We start from the raw sequence: 20,940 nt of genomic DNA on the forward strand, positions 1-20,940 counted from the left end.
TACTCAGTTAGCGCCGAATGTTCTGGCTGATGTTGTCAGCGATATCTTTGCCACGCTGGAACACTGAAGTCAGCGGTGTTGCAGCGTCGAGCTTCTGGCGCACGACGTCACAGGAAGCGTGGAACGCCTGAATCTCGCTGTTGTTCAGATCGTACTCGAGGACCTTTTCGACGCCCTGCTCGCTTAAGATTGCGGGCACGCCAATGGAGAGGTCCTTCTCGCCGTACTCCCCGTCCAGGTGCACGGAGAGCGGCAGGATCGTGCGTTCGTTGTGCAGGATTGAAGTGACAATCTCAACGACGACGGAGGCGATACCAAACTCGGTGACGTTCTTGCCCGCAATGATGCGGCTGCCGGCCTCGCGAACCTTCTTCTTCACCTCAGTGAAGTCGATACCCTCTCTACCTCTGCCGGCGAGCTTCATATACTCACGCAGCGGGATGCCGTTGATCGAGATATGGGAAGTCGGGATAAAGGAGGAGTCACCGTGCTCGCCCATCACGATTGCGTCGACCTGACGGGCGTCAACCTTGAGCTCCTTGCCCAAGACACGGCGCAGACGCGCGGAGTCCAGTGCAGTGCCAGTGCCAAACACGTGGCCACGCGGCAGATCGAGGCCGCGATAGAGGTACTCGGTCACGATATCGGAGGGGTTGGAGACGGAGATCAGGATACCATGGAACCCTGACTTCTTGATCTCAGGGACGATATCATCCAGAATTCTTAGGGTACCGCCCAGAAGATCGAGGCGGGACTGGCCCGGACGGCGCCCCTTACCTGCGGTCATGATAATAAAATGGGCGTCCTTGCAATCAGCATAGGAGCCCGCACGAATCTCAAAACCATCGCCTAAGCCGGATGCCAAATCGTTCAAATCCATTGCCTCTGCTTCGGCACGCTCACGATTGACATCGACCAATACAATCTGGTTGACCAGATGGCCAAACATCAGGCAGAGCGCACAGTGGGAGCCCACATGCCCTGCACCAATGATAACAACCTTCCTTGTCCTCATTGCCATTCCTTTCACTTCAGGTCCGCCGAGACCTGTAACACGCTGGAAATAATTACCATATATTGATTCTAGCATGCACAGTATACGCGTTTATACATCGATCCCCCAGCGGATTGAAAAGAGACGTCAAATTTGTAGTTCAGTCCTGAAACCTGTGTGCAGACCCATCACGAAGCAGCCCCAGCTGCCTTCGAGTAGCGCCTGCTGGCAATCGAATATCTTGAGGAAGAAGTATTCGTCGTTAGGGTATCCCTAGCCTGCCCTCCTGAGCGTCTTGATCATCTGGTTGGTGCCTTCCACCTTCCCCGAGGATATCTGGTGCCTGGCGTGCACGACGATCCCTCCCCTGTGCCCTTCTGCGAGACAGGAAACCCTGGCGAGATACCTGTCTTTCGTGCCACGGCACGTGTCCACGATCCTCTCTATGGCAGCGCGTATCGCATCCACATCGGTGCACGAATAGGCCTGCGTGAGCATCTCATCTACGATGTCGCAGGCGAAGGGCAGCTCGTTTTGGGATATGAGCTCCTCGTAGCGCTTTCTGGCGCCTCCCCTCTGCAGGGCCTCCTGCTTGCCGAAGAGGGCGCTGCCCCTTGAGACGACCTCGCCGGCGCATGCACCGCGCTCCTTCCTCTTCCTGGTGTCCGCACAGGATATGAGGATGTATGTGGAGTGCTTAAGGGGCACGCGCGGCCTCGCTGTCTCCATCGTCCCTGAGCCTTGCCTGCTTATCCTTCCTGACCTTACAGATCACCTTCTCGTTGAAGTTCTTCACGATATGGAAGCAGTCGTAGACGACCGAGAGATGCGGATGGCGCTTAAGGAATGCGCACTCGAAGTCGGCGTTCATGTCGCAGGCGATTGCCTCCACATGGGACATCCACTCAGCGAGCACAAAGTCACAGAATTCATGCACGACCTGCTTCTTCTTGGAATGAGCGAGCTACAGCACATGGCCCATCTTAAGGTCTATGACTACGGTGGCATATCTGTGCCTGTTGTGCAGCTTGAACGTATCTGCGCCCAGATAGCGTGCCTACCGCTTCGGCTTCCGGAGTCTGGTCTCGCCGTCCTCGCCCTTCTCCGTATAGAGCCCAGAGAGCCTCGCGCGGTCGATCTTTTTCACCACATTCCTGTTGAGCCCTATCATGAGGGACACTGCCTTAAGGGTCTAACCCAGGGCAAGCAGGTCACACACGAACGCGAGCAGCAACAGCGTGATGCGCTGGCCTGGGGCCCTGAAGGGCACCTCTTCCGTGAGGGTATTCCCGCACTCCCTGCATGCCCATCTTGGCCGCAAGATCCCTATCCTTGCCCCTTCCCATCCCCAGAGGAGGTGCCGAAGCGCAATGGGGGCCTTCCCATTTTTCTCTATTGCCCTTCCGCAGCAGGGGCAGCATGGTGCATCCGACACTGCCGGCCTGCCCGGGACCGTGAGGATCTGCACCGCCTTCCTGCATCTTTTGGTCGACGTGCCGAACTCCTTGGTGCGTGCGCTCTCTCTGGGCTCTCCCGTCTGCACGAAGCCCTCGAGATGGGAGGGGATCCAGAAGAAGACAGAGTCTTCTCCGGTATGGGAAATGGCGGACAGCTGGGCTGCCGTGGACGCTATACTTGTCAGCGCGCTCCATCCTTGTTCGGAGTCTACATGTTGCGATGCAAGATTCTAGAGGATGGCCGCATTTCTGTCTCTTTGAGCATCAAGTCACGGGCATCTGCCCACAGCTTTTAGGATTGAACCCTTTTCCTAACAGTCTAGATAACGGGTAGATCTGGCACCTCACAGGCATATCCACGGTCAACATGCAAAAGCTACCTCAACTGGTAGATCTACCTCTTCCAGGTCAACCAAGCCCGTGATAGGTGACCTGAAGCTGCAAGGGTGGTTCGCCATATGGTGATGGTCGATGCAAGCCTCCGCAGCTCGACGTAGGTATACTATCACCCGGTATCTAGACTGTTAGAAAATTTTAAAGAACAAGAACGGACGAACATGTTAACTTACTAAAGTTATGCGCTCTTCATTATGACGGAACGGACGATTCCAGCTACTTCATCCACCGCATCGAGGCACAGCTCCATACGGTCAAAGAGTCTCAGCCACGCCACCACATGCCCGGGGCGCCGGTGCGGGGAATCCTCCTCACGGAAGAGGTTGCGCAGCCCGGACTCGTACACTGAGTCCCCTTCGTCCTCAATCGAGTCGATCGAGGTCGCGAGTTCCATGCAGGTCGGGTCGTTCTTGTAGTTTGGGAGCGCATCGATCATGCGGTGCATCTGCTTGACCGCGATCACGGTCAGGTGTGCCATCTCTTTCGCCTCAGTGTGCATGCCTGAGACATTGAAGAGGTCGAACCGCATCGTTACCCCCTTGATATGGTCCGGGACATCGTCCATTTTGAGCGTCAAGTCCATCAGATCGTTACGGTCAATCGGGGTGATGAAGGAGGCGTAGAGCTCTTTCATAATGTTTTGGACCGTCTGATCGCACTGCGACTCGCGCAATTTGATTTCTGGGATCAGATACTTGGTGTCAGGGTAGCCGTCGACCAGTTTTTCGTAGAGCTGAGCGTCATCTTCGATCTGCGTCGCGAAATCTTTGAGCATCGTGTAGAACGGATCCTCTTTCTTAGTGCGAGGCATGCGTGCTCCTTCCTATGCGTGCCAAACAGGATATGACTAGAACCAAATCAAAAAGAGTTTTGCCAAAACAAATCCGATAATGCCGCAGCCGGGGAACGTGAAGATCCAGGTATAGACCATCTCTTTCGCGATGTTCCAATCGACTGAGTGCACATTCTTCGCGGCGCCCGCGCCCATGATTGCGGCGGTCTTCGTGTGGGTCGTGGAGACCGGAAGGCCAGTCAAGGTCGCGACCAGAAGCGAGACCGTAGCGGAGATTGAAGCGGCAAACCCCTGGTACTTCTCAAGGGGTACCATTTTCATACCGACCTTCTTAATGATGCGCTTGCCGCCCACAGCGGTGCCGAGCGCCATCGTACCGGCACAGAGGACCTCAAGCCACAGCGGGAAGCCGCTCATCGAGTCAAGCGAACGGCCCGCGGAAAGCGCGATCGCGAGCAGAGCAGTAGACATGAATTTCTGCCCGTCCTGCGCGCCGTGCATCAAAGCCACGCCTGCGGCGCCTAAGATCTGCATCTTGCCGAAGAAGTCATTGGCTTTCCGTCTGTCCGCGTGTCGGCAGCAGAGCGGAATGATCTTTGCGATTACCCAGCCTGCGAGATAGCCGAGCACCGTGGAGAGCACCAGGCCGTAGATTACTTTGGCCCACTCCCCCATATTGACGCCGGCGATGCCACCGGAGACCGCGATAGCGCCGCCGGTCAAACCTGCGATCAGCGCATGGCTCTCAGAGGTGGGGATACCGAAGATCCAAGCGCCCACGCCCCAGGCTACAATACCGACGGTGGCAGCAGCAAGCGCGATCAGTGCGGCATGGTTATCCCCGCCGAAATCCACCATGTTGCTCATCGTATCCGCGACGGCAGTCGAGATCATCGTCATCGTCACCAACCCGACGAAGTTGCAGACGACCGACACCGTGATGGCTGAGTTCACATCGATTGAGCGCGTGCCCACCGGTTCCGCGATCGCATTCGCGGCGTCCGTTGCCCCATTGACGAAGATGGTAGCGAGAATTAGGACGATAACAATAGCGAGAAATGGGTTGGTCGCTACCATGTCCAAAAACTGAGAGAAGCTTATCAAGGTTCCTCCTGAGGGAAGGTCCTACCCGCACGAATTATCCAACCACCCAACCATTGTACGGGATATATCCAGGATATCCACAGCCAAAAGCGCAGGAAAATCAAGGATTTCTGATGGAGGGCGGCGATACGCCGCCCTCACATGAAAAGGGACATCCCATTTGAGGTGCCCCTTAAATCAGATTTTAAAGTAACTCTTTATGCAATGAAGTTGCGGCGGTCATAGCACTCATGCTTCGGTGCGCCGAATTCTTTTGTTCCGAGCTCGATTGACTTCATCAGAAACGCCATGTTGTGTGCCAGATTGCACACGACACCGATGCCCTCGGTGTCCTGCTGCACCTCACCGGGTGCAGAACCGAAGAGATCGTTCCAGTAGGTGCTCGTCGCGATCGGCATGCTGCTGATCGAGAAGAACTTGTTCAGCTGACCAAAAGTGGAGACGGTGCCCGCACGGCGTGCCACCGCGACAGCTGCCCCGACCTTCATCGAGGGATCGAAGTGAATACTGTAGAACAGGCGCTGCAGCAAGGCTTCTAGGGTCGCATTCGCTGAGGCATAGTAGACCGGGCTTGCAACGACAAGGCCGGCTGACTCCTCAAACTTCGGGGCGATCTCGTTGACAATATCGTCGAAGATGCACTTGCCAAGCTCAGTGCAGCGATGGCAGGCGATGCAGCCGCGGACATCCTTGGTGCCGACGCGGACCTCTTCTGATTCGATGCCCTCCTCGGCAAAGACATCCTCCATCCGCTCGAGCGCCACACTCGTATTCCCATGAAGCCTCGGGCTTCCGTTCAACAGCAATACCTTCATGATGTTCCTCTCCCTTTTGCAGTAACCTAAATAAAACTTTACGCATTGTCCAATCTACCGGCAAGGACGTTCCCCAATTCTTTCTTGTCCTTCTCACCGGTGAACAGTGCCTGATAGCGCTCTGTGAGGTCGTCAATCATCTCCTGATCCTGCGCCTCCACCATCTCTCTCAGCGCTTGGATCAACGCACGCTTTGCCAAGTGTGCGGGTTCCACATGCTCCTTCGCCCGGCGGAGCTTACGGCGTGCCTCTTTTGACTCCATCGACGAGAATTGCCCCGGGCGGTTAAAGATGTGATCGAGCCCATAGAGGAGACGATCCCCACTCGAAGTTACCTCGTCGTCGACAAAGTCACGCTCTAAGACTAGGTGCGCTGCACCGAACGGCGTGTTGCCCTTGTGGATCAGGTAGGTGCCGCGGAAGAAGTGATAGTGGCCCAAGGCAGTGGGCGTTGTGAGGAAAGCATAGCTCTCCTCGAGCGCCTGGGCCCCCTCACGCTCACGGTCCATATCGATCAGCATGCCCGCGCGGGAAACCAAGGTATCCCCGTCATAGGGATCCCAGGTGATCGCTTCATCGATCGTCTTGAGGGCCTTGTCCATCTCATCTTTTTGCTGATATGCCTGCGACTGCAGGAACAGCGGGCCATAGCGAGGAGCAAAAGAGAACGAAGCAACCTTGAATTTAGGGTCAAGCAGCTGAGCGAACTGCTCATCAACCGGATCCGAGAAGTCGTAGACACGGCCACCCCGCTTGTTGACTTGCTTCTCGAGATCGTTGCCGCCGTCGTCTTTCATCATATCGAACATCGCCTGAACGGTTTTGATCGCCTGATCGTAGTTTTCATTGATGAACGCGGCGAGTGCCTGATCATACTGGTCATAGAGGTCGTGGCTGAGGTCCTCGAGCTCCTCGATGATCTTTTTGCTCCGTACATCGGAGGCATTGATCGCGGTGTCGAGCCGCTGGTCCTCCTTCTCACGCTCTTTCTCCCGCTGTTTCATCGCGTGCTGTATCTCAAGCGCCTGGGTTCTCAGTCGTATCTCAGCTGCACTGTGGGGGCGGATCCCGGACAGCGAACGCGTGTTGTTCTGTGCATCAGCCATACCTGCTACCTCATCTACTCTTTAAGAAGTTGTGGCTCTCTAGCCTAGTTTATTCCAACTACTTCCTTATCCAATCGGCATAGCGGGGTAGGATAGCGAAATGAGGAGAGAACATAGTTGATACACGAAGTCAGGAGAACCTCATGCATATGAAAAACGGACAACCGGTCGATAAAAGCCCGTCTTTAGCGTTTAGCACCACGATTCTTCAGGACCCGGGACATGGCCCGGAACCGCAAAAGCCAGCCCTGAGCTGGCTTTTTTATACTCCGATGCTTGATCTGTGGGGAATTTCCTGGCGTCATCTATATACGGTGCTATGGTGCTTTCGTCTGACAGGGAGTGGCAGATGGCCTACTTCCTCAAGCAGACGCGCAACAAAGAAAGGGCTCTATCTCCAGATCTACGAGAGCCACTGGGACCCCGAGCGAAGGCATACCACGAACAGGTCGGTGAAGGCCCTGGGCTACGAGGACGAGCTGATGGAGAAGGGCATAGAGGATCCCGTCTCCCATTACAAGCGCGAGGTGGCCCGCATGAATGCCGAGCGGAAGGCCGGCATGGAGAGGGAGAGGGTGCGGGAGATCTCCGATGCCCCCGACGCAAGGCACCTCGGCCACTTCGCCCTGAAGGCAGAGGACACGGCGCTTGTAGCTGCAGGCGACATGGCCCTGCTGCAGGCGCCCTCGGGCTTGCGCTTCTCGCTGCACGATCTCCTCTCCTCGCTCGTCTATGCGAGGGCCATGGCCCCCTGCTCGAAGCTCAGGACCTTCAAGGACGTACTGCCCCAGATGGAGGGCGTGGACGCATCCTTCACCCTGGACCAGCTCTGAGACGGGCTCGCCTATCTGGGCGATGAGTACGACAAGGTCGTCGAGATCTACAATGCGCACGTGGATGCCCTCTTCGGCCACGACATGTCCTTGGCCTACTTCGATTGCACGAACTTCTACTTCGAGATCGACCACAAGGACTCCTTCAGGAGGAAGGGCCCCTCGAAGGAGCACAGGCCGGAGCCGACAGTCGCAATGGGCCTTCTCCTCGACGCCAACTGCATCCCGGTGGCCATGAGCCTGTTTCCCGGAAACGAGAGCGACAGGCCGCAGCTCGGAAGGTGCATCGCCCAGATGAAGGAGAGGGGCTCCATATCCGGCAGGACCGTGAGGGTCGCCGACAAGGGGCTCAGCTGCGCAGCCAACATCGCGGAGGCCGTGCTTGCAGGGGACGGCTACATCTTCTCGAAGTCGGTGAAGGCGCTCCCTGCCAAGGAGCGCACGTGGGCGCTCTCGGGGGACGGCTGGACGGATGTCCCCGACGGGAAGGGCGAGACATCGTTTCGCTACAAGGTGGCCGACGGCGACTTCGAGTACACGGTAGAGGGAGAGGACGGAAGGAAGAGGAAGGTCAGCCTCCCCGAGAGGCACGTCGTCACGTACAGCCCCTCGCTTGCCAGGAAACAGACCTGCGAGATAAGCCAGCAGGTGGAGAAGGCAAGGGCGCTTAAGGCGGCAGCGGCGAAGAGGTCCGACTACGGCGACAGCGCCAAGTACGTCACATACTCCCCCGTCGACGCCGAGGGCGAGCTCAGGGAGGACATGAAGGTCGCGGCCATGCTCAACCACGAGGCGATCAGGAAGGCCAGGGCCCTTGCCGGCTACAACATGATCGTGACCTCGGAGACCAGGATGGACCCTCTGGCCATATACAGCACCTACCACAGGCTCTGGAGGATCGAGGAGAGCTTCAGGGTGATGAAGTCCAAGCTCGATGCGAGGCCCGTCTATCTTCAGAGGCAGAGCACAATCACGGGCCACTTCCTCGTCTGCTACATCGCCGTGCTGCTCATGAGGCTCCTGCAGATGAAGGTGCTGGGAGATAGGTTCTCCTCCAAGGACATCATGGGGCTCTGTCGCGGCCTCGATGTGTGCCGCACCTCGGAGAGGAGGTATGCCAACATATCCAGGAGAAGCCCCATCATCGAAGAGCTGGCGTCAAGGACAGGGCCTCCGCTGCTGCACTTCAACCTCACCGAAGGCGACGTGAAGGCGATCTCCTCCTGCACGCTCTCCATGCTGCGCGGTGAAGGGAAGGGCCCCTCTGCCGGCAGGAAGCGCGGCTGAGGGGCCTCATAGCACCATATCGGGGATCGAAAAACCAAAGTCCGGTATCCAATCGGCATAGCGGGGTAGGATAGCGAAATGAGGAGAGAACATAGTTGATACACGAAGTCAGGAGAACCTCATGCATATGAAAAACGGACAACCGGTCGATAAAAGCGGTCTGACAGAAGCAGAATTCTTAGCCTCCTACACCTCCAAGGATTATCCCGCCCCGTCGCTCACAGCGGATATCTGCGTCTTCCGCATCCATAGGCAGCACTTAGAGTTGTTACTCGTCCGCCGAGGCGGCCATCCCTGCATCGGCCAGTGGGCGACGCCGGGCGGTTTCGTCAATCCCAATGAGACCGCCGATGAGACTGCAGCACGTGAACTCGCAGAGGAGACCCATGTCAAAAGTCTGAAGCTCGAGCCAATCATGCTGCTCTCTACCCCCGGTCGTGACCCCAGAGGTTGGGTCGTCTCCAATGCCTTTGTCGCCCTCGACGACACGGGCGCAATCGCTGAGGCAGGCGACGACGCAGCACAGACTCAGTGGTTCCGTGTCACTGCCCATAAGGAAGGTGACCACACACAGCTGACGCTCCACGGTAAAGACGAAGAGCTGTCCTCTGACTTTGCTATCACGCATCTTCCGGTGTCCGGGCACCTCTGGGCCACCGATGCCAACGGCAAGGGCTTAGCCTTTGACCATGCAAGCTCAATCGCGCAGGCATGGCTCACCCTCCCCGAAAAGCTCCGTGAGCTCAGCTTGAAAGACTAAGCCGCGAATTGCCTGTCTCATCCTGCTCGATCTCCCAGCGCACGGTACACACTTCCTGAAGCAACGTCTGATCGTGTGAGATCAACACGACTGCCCCAGGAAAAGCCTGCAGTACATGGGAAAGCGCCTCGATTGAGTGGATATCTAGGTGATTCGTCGGCTCATCAAGTATCAGCAGTGCCGGATCCTGCAGCACTGCGAGCGCGAGGCAGAGCTTCCTCAGCTCCCCGGGGCTTAGAGCTTCCCCTTCCAGGAAAGTCTCCGGGCGTGCATTGAGCTGTGCCGCCACCGACAGCACCTGTCCGCACTCACGATCAGACAATTCATGCAACTGGTTCAGCACCGCAGAGCGCTGCGGTGCTTTCAGCTCCTGAGGCAAGACTAAGGTAGCGATATCGTCCGGTACAGCCTTAATCAGTACTCGTGCCAGTGTCGTCTTCCCTACCCCGTTGGCTCCCATCAGGGCAATCTTGTCGGAGGACCCCACATATAGCTCAGATATGGAGACACCCGTCTCAGCGTCCGGACCAAAGGGTATGGTCTGGCTCTCCAAGTGCACGAGCACCGAGCGAGCGGCACGGTGCCCGAACGTGGGGATTTCACCGTTGTACTTGCCCTGCGGCCGTGTGTGGGCATCACGCTCCAGCTTCCCGAGGCGGCTGTTCAATGCAGAAACCTGCCGGGTAAGGATACCGTCCTTGCTCGTAGCTTTGGCATGGTTCGCTTTTTCTCGGGCATCGGAATCTCGGGGAGAGGCCTTCGGAGACCGTCCTTTCTTCTGGGCAGCCTTTGCACGTGTCTGTTCCCGTACTGCTTTAATTCGGACAAGCTCGCGCCGTTCCTTAAGGTAGTCACGGTTACGGTTGAGCGCCGCCTTCCGGCGCTCTTCTACTCCTTGCTCGTAGGTGCCATGGATGAGCTCCATGGCACCTGCGTCGATAAAAAGGCAATTCTGAGTGATTACATTGAGCAAAGCCCGATCATGGGAGATCAAAAGGCCGATACCAGAAAAGCCCCGCAGTGCCTCAGCGACTGCCTGTCTCGAGGGAAGATCTAGGTGGTTGGTCGGCTCATCTACGATTAAGACATCCGGTTGCTGCCAGAGCGCCAATGCGATCTGTATGCGCTTCTTTTGCCCTGCAGAGAGCGTATCATAGCGCCAGAGCCATTCGTCCTCAATAGAGAGTATCTCCCGCACCTCCAGGGCTTCTTGTCCATAGTCACAGGCAAAATCGGAAAGCGCTCGAGGTACTTCTGAGGTATCTTGCTCTGCCAGTGCCACCACAAGCTTGGGGGCGATCGACCCTGCATCCGGCGTGAGCGTGCCGGCGATCAGATGTGCCAGCGTAGTCTTGCCGCATCCGTTATCCCCGATCAGGGCCGTCCACCCCTGTGAAAACGTGAGATTGACGTCGTTGAAAAGCGCCTCAGGGCTGTCAGGATAGGTATAGGAAAGGTGGGAAATAGTAAGTTGAGTCATGCAAACCTCGCAAACACATCTAACAATCAACAAAAAACAACAGATGATCGCCTTGAAAAGACGTGCTTACTTGCGCAAGTTTGCAGCCTCCTTATTCAGAGCCGTCGTGTAGTACGTCCCGTACTGGTCTTATGGCCGAAGCTATTGTATCGAAACCACAGAGCGCTGCAAATGCCTCTACAAGGTCCCCATATCGCGGCGCAATATGGTTGCCTCATAATATTTTCCGCTCTCACGTACTGATTGTGAGTACAATGTTCTATATTGCTAGCTCGAATATACGGGCGTTTTACTTGTCTACACACGAGAAAGGGCCATCGATGAAACCTCGACCTCACAGTCGATAACCCCTCGGTGCTCCTTGAGCGGGTGCCGCGGGGTACCCGAAACCAAACACCCATCAAGGAGCCCCAAGTATGATCTATCTCTCCCAACTCCTCGGCAACCCGGTCTACGACGTCGATGGTGAAAATATCGGTCGCGTCAACGATCTGGGCATCGCGACAGGCGAAGTATTCCCACGGGTTACCTCGCTCGCAATCGAGGGTCCCAGTCGTACTCCGTTCATGCTATCGTGGCGCAAATACGTCGACACATATAACGAACACGAAGTCCGACTGAACGTGATCAAGACCGATACCCGCTTCAGCTATCTACAACCCGACGAGATCCTGATGTCGCGCGACCTGCTCAACAAGCAGATCGTTGATACGCGGGGCGTCCGTGTCGTGCGCGTCAATGACCTCAAACTTTCAGATACCAATTCTTCCCAGCTGCGGCTGCTCGGTGCCGAGGTCGGTATCCGCGGCCTCCTGCGGGCTCTCTCCCCGAAGCTTGAGCGCTTTGTCTTGAAGATCGCCCATGCGCTCGGCAAGGACATCCCCGAGAAGATCATCGCCTGGAACTACATGGACCTGCTCGACCGTGACCTTTCCGATGTGAAGCTCTCCGTCACCCACAAGACACTCGACGATATGCATCCGGCTGACATCGCAGACATCATCGAACGACTCGATCCGAGGCTCCGTGGTCAGATCTTCGCCCAGCTCGATGCAGAGCAGAAGGCCGGCACCATCTCTGAGTTCGACGACGACACGATCGCCGCCGACATCATGTCTGGCATGAACGACTCCGATGCTTCCCAAATGCTCTCTGAGATGGGCCCGGACGATGCAGCTGAATTGGTCAGTGAGCTCGATTACGACAAGGCAGAGAAACTGCTGCGCCTGATGGGTGTCAAAGAGCAGCGCGCCGTGCGTCAGCTCTTGGGCTACAAAGAGGACACCGCAGGTAGAATCATGACATCCGAGGTGGTAGATCTCTACGAAGGGGACACCGTCGAGGACACCCTCCAAGTGATCCGAAACCTCGACGAGGACTTTGAGACGGTCACCTACATCTATATCAAAGACAGAGAGGACCGCCTGAGCGGTGTGATCCCCCTTAAGACTCTGCTGCTCGCTGATCACACGTCCTACCTCAAAGACATTGCCGAAACCGAAGACATCAAGACTGTGAGCCCCGACGACGACCAGGAGGAAGTCGCTGACGATATCGTCAAGTACAACCTGCTCGCAATGCCGGTCGTCGACGACAAGCACCACCTGCTTGGTATCGTCACAGTCGATGACGCCCTCGATGTCTTAAACGAAGAGCACGCCGAGGACCTGCAGATTGCAGGCGCCGGCCACAACGATACCTCCTCCGAAGGCCGCACCGGCGATCTCACCTGGCTGCTGCGCAATGGGGCTTGGTTCCTGGTATGGATGATCGGCGTCCTGATCCTTTCCGCAGTACTGCACGACCACATCCCTCAACTCGATGTGATCACGCTTGCCTTCTGCATGCCAATCGCAGTGATCGCGGGAAACGACGCTGCAGCCTACGTCACGAAGAACTACTTCGAATATGATTCGGACGAAGATGCGCCGTCTACCTTAGGCATGGTCTTTAAGGGTGTAGGCTTAGGCCTGCTCGTCGCTTTCTTTATCGTGCTTGTCGCCGGCAGCATTGTGACCGGCCTCATGGGGGCAACCCCCGAACTCACCGCACGCGGTGTCGGCGCCGCAGCAACAGCAGCCTTTATCTGTTTCGCGCTCTCCCCGGCAGTCTTAGCCTGGATCAGAAAACGCGACGAAGACAATAAGGACACCTCCGGTGCAACGATGGCGGTACTCTACATGATCCTGTCGCTTGCGATCTTCTTCGCCTACGTCTCTATCTCACTCTTCGCAGTGGGAGCGTGAGCGCGCTATGGCAGACAACAACCAGACGCAAACGACAGATACGAACACTACCACAACCGCACAACCGCTGAGCAGAAAGGCAAAGTTCCTCGCAATCCTGGGCGCCATGGGCCCTGGGATCCTGACCTCTTTTGCCGGCAACGACGCCGGCGGAATCGCCACTTACTCCACTACGGGCGCCAGCTACGGCTACGGGATGCTCTGGACCATCCCGCTCATGTGCCTGCTTCTGATCGTGGTACAGGAAACCGCCGCCCGCATGGGCTGCGCCACCGGCAAGGGCTTCGCCTCCCTGATCCGTGAACGCTTCGGCGTCAGGGTCTCCGCAATCGCGATGCTCTCGCTCATCGTTTCAAACTTTGCCGTGTCGCTCTCTGAGTTTGCCGGCATCGCCTCGGGCATGCAGCTTTTCGGCGTCCCTCTCCAGGTAAGCGTGCCGGTCACCGCCGCAGCCTGCTGGATGCTTACGATGGGCGGCTCCTACCACCGTATCGAGAAGATCCTGCTGAGCATCAGCGCGATCTTTCTGACCTACATCATCTCGGCATTCATGGCAAAACCGGACTGGGGTGCAGCTCTGCAGGCGACCTTTGTACCGACAATCTCCAATGACCTCAACTACGTCTCCCTGTTCGTGGCAAACATCGGTACCACGATCTCCCCGTACATGATCTTTATGGTCTCAAGCAACGTCGTCGAGAAGAACCTGGATGCGTCAGGCATCCCTGCCCAACGTGCGGACAATACCTCTGGTGCCATCGCGGCAGAGCTCGTGAGCTGGTTCATCATCCTGACCACCGGCACCGTCCTCTATCCGGAAGGGGTGCAGGTCAACACGGCTGCAGACGCCGCAAAGGCCCTCGTCCCCTTCGCCGGTGAGAACGCTTCCATCCTCTTTGCAATCGGCTTGGTCGGTGCCTCCTTCTTGGCAGCCTGCGTGTTGCCGGGCATCACCGCAAGCGCAGTGTGTGAGGCCTTTGGCTGGGAGCGTGGCCCTGACCGGACCTGGCAGGAAGCCCCAGCCTACCGTGGCATCATCACTGCGATGATCATCCTCTCCGCAGTCGTGGTGTTGGTTCCCGATATCGACCTCTTCGGGATCATGATGGTGGCGCAGGTGATCAACGGCGTGATCCTGCCGATCCTGCTTGTGTGCATGGTGATCATCGCCTCGAGCCATTTCATTATGGGCAAATACGCCAATGGCCGTGTCTGGAACTTCCTCACTTGGTTCATTATCATCCTCGTGACGGTCCTCACAGCGATCATGTTCGTCCTGCAGCTGATGGGTTACTGACACACAGGGGATAATCAAGAAACAAAAGGTTTACACAAAAAAGGGTTGTCAGGAACCTGATGCGTGCCCTATAGTTTGAGCCACGCAAGCAAACGATTCACGAGGGAGATAAACGAGGGTGACGATGTCACAGCTTACCAACAAGCAGTGGTGGTGGCGTTGCACTCGTATGCTCGGTCAATCATGAGTCTTGCACGCTGATGATAGATAACAGTGGAAAGAGGGCTCTGGAATTGACCAGAGCCCTCTTTTTTTCATGACTAATTACCAGGAAAGGATACCCATCATGGCACAAGCACAGGGAACCCATCAGCAGGCACGCACCGTCACCACTGAGGACCACGGCAAGCTCAACATCCGCTCGCTGGTCTTACTCGCGATCCTCTTAGCTGCGGGCTTCATCCTAAACTTCACGCTCGGGCGAGCGATCAGTTCCGTCACCGGTGGCATGATCAGCCCTGAGTTCATTATCTCCGCCTTCTGCCTCACGATCTTCGTCGTACGTCCGAAGGTCCCACAGGCCCTGATCATCGGCCTCATCTCCGCCGCAGTCATTCAGCTCACCACCACCTCCCCGGGTGTCGACTTTATCGCTGAGAGCATTGCCGCAATGCTCATGGCCATCATCGTCCGCGCCGGTATGAGGACCAGTGCCAGGAAGGCCATCCCGCTAGTTGGCTCCTTTGTCACCACCGTGGTCTCCGGCGTGATCTTCATGATCATCCGTATTGCAATGGTCGGCGCCGCACAGCAGCTCGCTGCCGCTATGCTCCCGGTCGTCTTTGCAACGGGTGCCTTCAACGCGATCCTGGTCGCTGCGCTCTATGTCCCGATCTGCAAGGCACTCAAGGTGCAGCCATTCCAAGCAGAGTGACTATGATCTTTGTACTCAAGACAATGTGAGGATATGGGTTGCCCCACGGTGGGGCAACCCATATCTTTGTGCATTACACTCACTTTGTCGCACAATAGATGAGCACGCGTTTTTAGTGAGTAAGAAAGGCAGCCATGGAGAGACCCATCATCGATATCAAGGATGTCTCATTCACCTATGCCGCAACGGACGAGAGCGAAGATGTAACTCCTGCCCTCTCCCATATCAATCTTAAAACCAATCCCGGGGAATTTGTGGGCATCTTAGGCCCTTCCGGCGCGGGCAAGTCGACACTTGCCGCGATCATGTCCGGAGCCATCCCCCACCACTTCAAAGGGACACTCTACGGCTCCACCCTGATTGAGGGAAAGGACACCTGCGATATCTCCCTCACCGATATCTCACAGACGGTAGGGTCAGTGCTGCAGGATATCGAAACGCAGATGGTTGCCTCTGTCGTCGAGGATGAGATGCTCTTCGGCCTGGAGAACTTCGGCGTCCCACACAACCAGATTGAGCAACGCATCACCGATACCCTGAATACCGTCGGTATCGCTGACTTAAGAGACCGCGAAATCGCCACGCTCTCCGGCGGCCAGAAGCAGAAGGTCGCTATCGCCGCCATCCTCGCGATGCAACCGAAGGTGCTCGTACTCGATGAGCCAACCGCGGCGCTCGATCCGGCCTCTTCAAAGCTCGTCTTTGATACCTTGCGCGACGTGCACGAACAGGGCGTCACCGTCGTCGTGATTGAACAGAAAGTGGCCCTACTCTCCCAGTACTGTGACCGCATCGTCGTAATCGACCACGGTAAGATCTTTCTGGACGGCACCCCCAAGCAGACCTTCGTCCACGCAGAGAAACTGCGTAAGCTCGGCGTCGACAGCCCGCGCGTCGCGCGCGTCTCAAATTCGCTGGCCCATGACGGATTCATTAAGCCGGGGCATCCCTGTCTCGACGTTCCGGAAGCTACTGCAATGGTCGAGCGGTTGATCCCCCATGACCTCCTTAATTCAGACATTGTCGAGGATGACGACCCAGTGTACAAAGGCTCCAAGCACGTCGTATCGCCCCGTCCCCACGCACAGGACGCAGAACCGATCCTCAGTATCAGGGACGTCAGCTTTCAGTACCCTGGAGGCGGCGGCCGCGTCGACGACCTCAATATGTCCGTCTATCCCGGTGAGATGGTCGGCGTGATCGGCCAGAACGGCGCCGGCAAGACGACCTTGATGAAGTTAATCTGTGGGCTGCTGAAGCCCAATAGAGGCAACGTGCTCTTAGCCGGACTCAACACCCGCGAGGTCCCCACGAGCCGCATCGCGGGCCATTGCTCCATCCTTTTCCAGAACCCTGACTACCAGCTCTGCAAGAACACCGTGACCGACGAGGTCGCCTTTGGTCTCGAACTGCAGGGTGTAGACAGTACCGAGGCACGCCGCCGCGCCAACAAGGTGATCGAACGCTTCGGCCTTCCTGCCGAAGAGTCCCCCTTCTCGCTCTCACGCGGACAACGCCAAGTAGTCGCCCTCGCCTCCGTCGTCGTGATGCAGCCCGATCTTGTGCTCCTCGATGAGCCAACAAGCGGCCTCGATTACCGCGAGTGTATGACCGTGATGGACACGGTGAGTGAGATGGCAAACAACGGCTGCGCTGTTGTTGTGGTTTGCCATGACATGGAGGTTGTCTCCGACTTTACAGAGCGCGTGATGGTGATGGCAAACGGAAAGATCCTTGGGCGTGGACCAACCCAACAGATGTTTGAGAACGCAGACCTGATGCACCAGGCCTACATCCAGGCCCCGCAGATCGTGCAGCTCTCGCAGGAGCTTACCCACACCATAAGCCCCGAATTCTCTGGCATCAGCCAGGTGTCCGGCATGGTGGATTTGATTGAGGAGATGGTGAGACATGGTTAATGTAATCGACTATGTGCCGGGTAATACCCTGCTGCACCGCCTCAATCCGGTGACGAAGTTAGCGATTGCCGCTGCGATCATTATCGCGACGTTCTTGGCGCAGACCTATTCGATGCTCATTGTCCTTCTGGCCCTAACCTTTGGTTTAGGCTTCTATGCGCACTCGGTCTCAAAACTCATATCGCTGTTGAAGCTCCTCATCCCCATCGCGATCATCATGCTCCTTTTGCAGACCGCTTTCGTCCGTGACGGCACCCTCGTGATTTGGTGGATGACGGACGTGGGGCTAATCACCGGCTCAAAGGCTTGCCTTAGATTGTTGGGTGTAGCGTTGCCGTTGATCCTGATGCTCTCAGTCACCAAGCTGAATGATCTGGCTAATGCCTGTGTCGAAGTGCTTCACATCCCCTATCCCTATGCGTTCACCTTTACGACTGCGCTGCGCTTTATCCCAGTCTTCAGCCAGGAGATGAACTCCATCATGGAAGCCCAGACCGCACGCGGTGTGGAATTTGACACCAAGAATCCGTTTAAGAAATTTCAATTGATGCTGCCACTGGCGATACCGCTGCTGGTAACTTCAGTGGGTAAAACCGACAGCACCGCACTCGCCGCAGAGGAGCGGGGCTTCTATCTCAGGACCTGCGAGAGCAGTTTCAAGCGCTACCCCATGAAGACCGCAGACTACATTGTACTTGCCCTTTGCGTCGGTCTCGTTGTACTCGGGGCTTTCTTCTAGTCGCTCTTGACATTCCTGTAAACTAAAGTTTACGGGATTTTGGTGTGGCCCATGTCTCAATCGACATGAATTTGTAGAGGTATTGCCACAACACCTCTACACAGTTGCCGCTCTGCCGGCTTTTGTTTGTGTGCAATGTTTGCGGCAGCGTTGATGTCTGCACTTCACCAAGATGCTACCTTTGGGTTCGCTATAGGCCGCCTCAGATGCGCTTGTCTAAGAGAAGGTGTGCTTACTTGTCAGCGGGCTTGTATTCGATCCCCACCCATACAGGATGCTTTGGACGTGTAGGTCTCTTTCTGCTGCATGTATCGGTATGTGAGCTAGCGTTCGAGTAGCCTATAGAGAATCTGTATGAGCGCTTGATCATTCTTTCTGCCGTGGCTGCTCCCTGCTTGCATCCCATGGTGGGTCCAACAATCAGTGTGTCTGTGTTCTTCTCTATGAACAGGTTGGTGAGGGTGCGTGGCGCTTTGAGCATGCAGTCTCGCACACGCCGACCCCCTTCGGCTACCTGTCGGAACTTGTCTGTGTCTAGTCGGCTTTTCAGATACGCCAAGTGCCTGTTGCAATAGTGGTTGGCTGACTTGAGCCATCTCCTGCCAACCAAGCGCCCATGGCCGGAGGTGAGCCGCGCGGCGAGATTGTCAGCTTCTATATCCACTCCCATAATACAGCACTCATTCAAGCTAAGGAGCTGTTGGGCTTTAAGCACATATTGGATTTTGAAAGCAGCTGCTGGCTGTTTAGAGAGGATGCCCTTGATACACTGCCCCATCCAAACGTTCGACATGGCTAGGATAGGTCTGTGTGAGCTGCCTGTGAGCGGGCAGCCTCTACAACCTGTTCGTGGGAAGTATCAGCAAAAACACGCCGCCTTTTGCCCTGTAGTGTGAGATCAACACTTGAGAGTAGCTGTAGTTGCCACTCTTGCATCTTCTCAATAGTGTAGGGGAAGCTTTCAAGCTATAGGCGACACCCTTTATCGTGTGTTGGGCCCCTTAGGCTTGCAGCATCTTGTAGGTATCGTTGGTTTTGCACAGATGATAGTTGGTCTTTCAGCTGAAAAGCCCGCCTGCAATGAAGAGATGCTGCCTTGTTTGATACAAAGCCTTGCTGTAGAGGTTGTTCGCATATAGGCAAAGGCATTTCAACTTGCGATAGTGGTTGGCACTGAGATGGCAGCTGTAGTTGGTTTGCACTCCATACTGCATGCTTGTCTTGCCTGCCTAAATATCGATAGCTTGCTGTATGCAATATATTCACTGACACCTAAGAGCAAGAAGTACCACCTTGAACAATCACTGTGAGCACAAAAACCCTTCGAGATACCTGCTTTGCTTCCACCTCATCCTTTCCACCAACTAGCGAAGGAAGACACTCATCACTTAGGTGATGATCACAAACATCACTTAGCTCTCAACTAAAAAATCGCTCTGCAGCACACCATCCAAATACTTCACATGCAAACCGACAAGGGGGGGTCCCTATAGTTCTGTCAAGTCGTAACAGGTGATTTTTCTACATTGTCCACTGGCGGCTCCACATATGGCACCCGGTCGCGCATCACTGCATAGATGACCCGGGACCTCTTGCGGACCACTGCCTTGAGCGCCTTGTTGTGCCTCATGCCCCTTGCGGTGCCAAGCATCGTGGTGCTTCCCGAAGCGCTTCTTCGTCCCCACGAGCGAGTTGCAGCTGAATATGAGGAGGTTCTTCAGCTCCTTGTTGCCTTTATGGGCATTCCTTCGCGCCTGATGGAGGATCTGCAGTCGTGGTCTGCGGGCCGCAGTATGCGGCAAGCTTGCTGTTCCTTAGGAAGAGCGAGGTGGCGAGCGCCGAGGTGCTCTTGGGCCCTATGCCCAAGATGGTGAGCAGCCAGCGGTAGGTCTTATCGTCCTGGAGCAGGCGCCCCAGCTCCGCGGAGAACTCCGCCCTCTCGGAGCTGGCTGCGAGGATCTCCCTGGCAAGGCTGCTTGCCAGCATGTCCTTTGCATCGGGATGGAAGGACGAGGAGGGGAAGAGCGTGGGACAGCTTCCAGAATGCATCCCTTGCCTGTACAGGTACGCCGTGTCTCGCGCACAGCGTGCAGTAGTACCTCCTGCCTGTAGCGGCAAGGCCCTTTGCCCCTCGTATTCGGCCATGGCCCCGAGCTGTCATGCGCTCGAGAGATCCCCTGCGGGCTCGGCGGCGGGGTCGGACTTAAGCAGCACCGCATGGAGCCTGTTGCGGGCCGGCGCGCCTCGTGGCATATGAGAGCTGTAAGGACAGCAGCGAGACGCAGGTGCTGAGGTCGTCGGTCTCGGCTATCGGCCTGATGGCCGTCCTGATCCCGATCCCCGCCTGCGCGATGGCTTCGGTATCTGTTCGGTCACTCTTGGCCGTTCCGGGAAACATCTCCCGGGCGTACTTCATGGCCTTCCCCGGGAAGGTATCTAACATCGATCCTTTTCGCGCACCACCTGTACACGATAAGCGAGCCTATGTTGTTCTTCTGGTCCACAATTGACCAGGGCGCCCTCTCCCGCCTCGTCGAGTAGAGCCTCGATACTCTCCTGGCACCTGTCCTGCCTGTAGCTGATCGCGATGGTGCCACCCAGTTTCAGGTTCACTGCCCAGTGAGATGGCCTTCCCACATCTATGCCGAGATAGATGCGCTGTGGCCCGAACCAGTCTTTCTGCTTGCACTCCATGATGGTACCCTCCTCTTAGGTCGGCAGGCCAGCGTGTCTGAGGGACGACATCCACACTACCCTGCTTATCGTGAGGCACATCCCTATCAGCCGTTCCCGGACAGACCACCATCCCTTAGCAGCAACACTCCCCGGGCCTTCGCAAG

21 protein-coding genes are annotated in these 20,940 nt (G+C 56.4%); 8 read left to right on the forward strand and 13 right to left on the reverse strand.

The window, feature by feature from the left end; genetic code table 11:
* Nucleotides 1–7: 7 nt before the first annotated feature.
* The 8 genes from J4859_RS12205 to J4859_RS12240 all read right to left on the reverse strand — a co-directional run bounded on the left by J4859_RS12205 (nt 8) and on the right by J4859_RS12240 (nt 6,665).
* Nucleotides 8–1,015 carry an L-lactate dehydrogenase gene (locus J4859_RS12205; RefSeq protein WP_212330136.1) on the reverse strand — a complete coding sequence of 336 codons (1,008 nt, stop codon included), beginning with the start codon at nt 1,013–1,015 and terminating at the stop codon, nt 8–10.
* A 252-nt stretch (nt 1,016–1,267) separates the two neighbouring features.
* Complete coding sequence (locus J4859_RS12210; protein ID WP_212330138.1) at nt 1,268–1,723, reverse strand: transposase; 456 nt, start codon at nt 1,721–1,723, stop codon at nt 1,268–1,270.
* Entirely contained in the window at nt 1,692–1,931 is a 240-nt protein-coding gene (locus tag J4859_RS12215) for a transposase (RefSeq protein ID WP_212330141.1), read from the reverse strand. The genes J4859_RS12210 and J4859_RS12215 overlap by 32 nt, the downstream gene beginning before the upstream one ends.
* A 255-nt stretch (nt 1,932–2,186) precedes the next feature.
* Nucleotides 2,187–2,537, reverse strand: coding sequence for a transposase family protein (locus tag J4859_RS12220; protein ID WP_212330143.1), 351 nt, complete (start codon nt 2,535–2,537; stop codon nt 2,187–2,189).
* A gap of 488 nt (nt 2,538–3,025) precedes the next feature.
* Nucleotides 3,026–3,658, reverse strand: coding sequence for a DUF47 domain-containing protein (locus J4859_RS12225; RefSeq protein WP_212330145.1), 633 nt, complete (start codon nt 3,656–3,658; stop codon nt 3,026–3,028).
* 36 nt (nt 3,659–3,694) lie between these two features.
* The gene (locus J4859_RS12230) at nt 3,695–4,744 is read right to left on the reverse strand and encodes an inorganic phosphate transporter (protein ID WP_212330147.1); all 1,050 of its coding nucleotides are present in this window, start codon (nt 4,742–4,744) and stop codon (nt 3,695–3,697) included.
* Between the two features lie 197 nt (nt 4,745–4,941).
* Nucleotides 4,942–5,559 (reverse strand): flavodoxin family protein, encoded by a 618-nt coding sequence (locus tag J4859_RS12235; RefSeq protein WP_212330149.1) that lies wholly within the window; start codon nt 5,557–5,559, stop codon nt 4,942–4,944.
* Between the two features lie 38 nt (nt 5,560–5,597).
* Nucleotides 5,598–6,665 carry a hypothetical protein gene (locus J4859_RS12240; RefSeq protein WP_212330151.1) on the reverse strand — a complete coding sequence of 356 codons (1,068 nt, stop codon included), beginning with the start codon at nt 6,663–6,665 and terminating at the stop codon, nt 5,598–5,600.
* A 452-nt stretch (nt 6,666–7,117) separates the two neighbouring features.
* On the opposite strand from J4859_RS12240, the gene J4859_RS12245 reads away from it, so the two are divergent.
* The 3 genes from J4859_RS12245 (at nt 7,118) to J4859_RS12255 (ending at nt 9,545) form a co-directional block, all read left to right on the forward strand.
* Entirely contained in the window at nt 7,118–7,498 is a 381-nt protein-coding gene (locus J4859_RS12245) for a hypothetical protein (protein ID WP_212330153.1), read from the forward strand.
* A gap of 60 nt (nt 7,499–7,558) precedes the next feature.
* On the forward strand, nt 7,559–8,785 hold the full coding sequence (locus J4859_RS12250) for an IS1634 family transposase (RefSeq protein WP_212330154.1): 1,227 nt from the start codon (nt 7,559–7,561) through the stop codon (nt 8,783–8,785).
* 127 nt (nt 8,786–8,912) lie between these two features.
* Nucleotides 8,913–9,545: an NUDIX hydrolase gene (locus J4859_RS12255; protein WP_212330155.1), complete on the forward strand. Its 633-nt coding sequence runs from the start codon at nt 8,913–8,915 to the stop codon at nt 9,543–9,545.
* On the opposite strand, the gene J4859_RS12260 is transcribed toward J4859_RS12255, so the two are convergent.
* Nucleotides 9,529–11,025, reverse strand: coding sequence for an ATP-binding cassette domain-containing protein (locus J4859_RS12260; RefSeq protein ID WP_212330156.1), 1,497 nt, complete (start codon nt 11,023–11,025; stop codon nt 9,529–9,531). The genes J4859_RS12255 and J4859_RS12260 overlap by 17 nt on opposite strands.
* A 416-nt stretch (nt 11,026–11,441) precedes the next feature.
* On the opposite strand from J4859_RS12260, the gene J4859_RS12265 reads away from it, so the two are divergent.
* From J4859_RS12265 to J4859_RS12285, 5 genes are all read left to right on the forward strand, one after another.
* Nucleotides 11,442–13,271, forward strand: coding sequence for a magnesium transporter MgtE N-terminal domain-containing protein (locus tag J4859_RS12265; RefSeq protein ID WP_212330157.1), 1,830 nt, complete (start codon nt 11,442–11,444; stop codon nt 13,269–13,271).
* 7 nt (nt 13,272–13,278) lie between these two features.
* Nucleotides 13,279–14,568, forward strand: a complete 1,290-nt coding sequence (locus J4859_RS12270) for an Nramp family divalent metal transporter (protein WP_212330158.1) — start codon at nt 13,279–13,281, stop codon at nt 14,566–14,568.
* Between the two features lie 286 nt (nt 14,569–14,854).
* A complete protein-coding gene (locus J4859_RS12275) occupies nt 14,855–15,442 on the forward strand; it encodes a hypothetical protein (RefSeq protein ID WP_212330159.1) in 588 nt (195 codons plus the stop codon).
* 134 nt (nt 15,443–15,576) lie between these two features.
* Nucleotides 15,577–17,361, forward strand: coding sequence for an ABC transporter ATP-binding protein (locus tag J4859_RS12280; protein ID WP_212330160.1), 1,785 nt, complete (start codon nt 15,577–15,579; stop codon nt 17,359–17,361).
* A complete protein-coding gene (locus tag J4859_RS12285; RefSeq protein WP_212330161.1) occupies nt 17,354–18,100 on the forward strand; it encodes an energy-coupling factor transporter transmembrane protein EcfT in 747 nt (248 codons plus the stop codon). The genes J4859_RS12280 and J4859_RS12285 overlap by 8 nt, the downstream gene beginning before the upstream one ends.
* Nucleotides 18,101–19,598: 1,498 nt before the next feature.
* Here J4859_RS12285 and J4859_RS17100 read toward each other — a convergent pair.
* From J4859_RS17100 to J4859_RS12300, 4 genes are all read right to left on the reverse strand, one after another.
* Nucleotides 19,599–19,730 (reverse strand): hypothetical protein, encoded by a 132-nt coding sequence (locus tag J4859_RS17100; protein WP_256436743.1) that lies wholly within the window; start codon nt 19,728–19,730, stop codon nt 19,599–19,601.
* 104 nt (nt 19,731–19,834) lie between these two features.
* Nucleotides 19,835–20,086 (reverse strand): hypothetical protein, encoded by a 252-nt coding sequence (locus J4859_RS12290; RefSeq protein ID WP_212330162.1) that lies wholly within the window; start codon nt 20,084–20,086, stop codon nt 19,835–19,837.
* Nucleotides 20,087–20,303: 217 nt separating this feature from the next.
* The gene (locus J4859_RS12295; protein ID WP_212330163.1) at nt 20,304–20,543 is read right to left on the reverse strand and encodes a hypothetical protein; all 240 of its coding nucleotides are present in this window, start codon (nt 20,541–20,543) and stop codon (nt 20,304–20,306) included.
* Nucleotides 20,537–20,794: a hypothetical protein gene (locus J4859_RS12300; RefSeq protein WP_212330164.1), complete on the reverse strand. Its 258-nt coding sequence runs from the start codon at nt 20,792–20,794 to the stop codon at nt 20,537–20,539. The genes J4859_RS12295 and J4859_RS12300 overlap by 7 nt, the downstream gene beginning before the upstream one ends.
* Nucleotides 20,795–20,940: the final 146 nt, after the last annotated feature.

It is taken from the genome of Atopobium sp. oral taxon 416 (assembly GCF_018128285.1).
Taxonomy (GTDB): Bacteria; Actinomycetota; Coriobacteriia; order Coriobacteriales; family Atopobiaceae; genus Olsenella_L.

Excerpts from the sequence above, each read along its gene's own strand:
- J4859_RS12225 (WP_212330145.1), bottom strand. The coding sequence starts at position 3,658 with ATGCCTCGCACTAAGAAAGAGGATCCGTTCTACACGATGCTCAAAGAT.
- J4859_RS12295 (WP_212330163.1), bottom strand. The coding sequence starts at position 20,543 with ATGTTAGATACCTTCCCGGGGAAGGCCATGAAGTACGCCCGGGAGATG.
- J4859_RS12210 (WP_212330138.1), bottom strand. The coding sequence starts at position 1,723 with ATGGAGACAGCGAGGCCGCGCGTGCCCCTTAAGCACTCCACATACATC.
- J4859_RS12260 (WP_212330156.1), bottom strand. The coding sequence starts at position 11,025 with ATGACTCAACTTACTATTTCCCACCTTTCCTATACCTATCCTGACAGC.
- J4859_RS12275 (WP_212330159.1), top strand. The coding sequence starts at position 14,855 with ATGGCACAAGCACAGGGAACCCATCAGCAGGCACGCACCGTCACCACT.
- J4859_RS12270 (WP_212330158.1), top strand. The coding sequence starts at position 13,279 with ATGGCAGACAACAACCAGACGCAAACGACAGATACGAACACTACCACA.
- J4859_RS12280 (WP_212330160.1), top strand. The coding sequence starts at position 15,577 with ATGGAGAGACCCATCATCGATATCAAGGATGTCTCATTCACCTATGCC.
- J4859_RS12290 (WP_212330162.1), bottom strand. The coding sequence starts at position 20,086 with ATGCTGGCAAGCAGCCTTGCCAGGGAGATCCTCGCAGCCAGCTCCGAG.
- J4859_RS17100 (WP_256436743.1), bottom strand. The coding sequence starts at position 19,730 with ATGAGGCACAACAAGGCGCTCAAGGCAGTGGTCCGCAAGAGGTCCCGG.
- J4859_RS12255 (WP_212330155.1), top strand. The coding sequence starts at position 8,913 with ATGAAAAACGGACAACCGGTCGATAAAAGCGGTCTGACAGAAGCAGAA.
- J4859_RS12300 (WP_212330164.1), bottom strand. The coding sequence starts at position 20,794 with ATGGAGTGCAAGCAGAAAGACTGGTTCGGGCCACAGCGCATCTATCTC.
- J4859_RS12240 (WP_212330151.1), bottom strand. The coding sequence starts at position 6,665 with ATGGCTGATGCACAGAACAACACGCGTTCGCTGTCCGGGATCCGCCCC.
- J4859_RS12235 (WP_212330149.1), bottom strand. The coding sequence starts at position 5,559 with ATGAAGGTATTGCTGTTGAACGGAAGCCCGAGGCTTCATGGGAATACG.
- J4859_RS12205 (WP_212330136.1), bottom strand. The coding sequence starts at position 1,015 with ATGAGGACAAGGAAGGTTGTTATCATTGGTGCAGGGCATGTGGGCTCC.
- J4859_RS12285 (WP_212330161.1), top strand. The coding sequence starts at position 17,354 with ATGGTTAATGTAATCGACTATGTGCCGGGTAATACCCTGCTGCACCGC.
- J4859_RS12265 (WP_212330157.1), top strand. The coding sequence starts at position 11,442 with ATGATCTATCTCTCCCAACTCCTCGGCAACCCGGTCTACGACGTCGAT.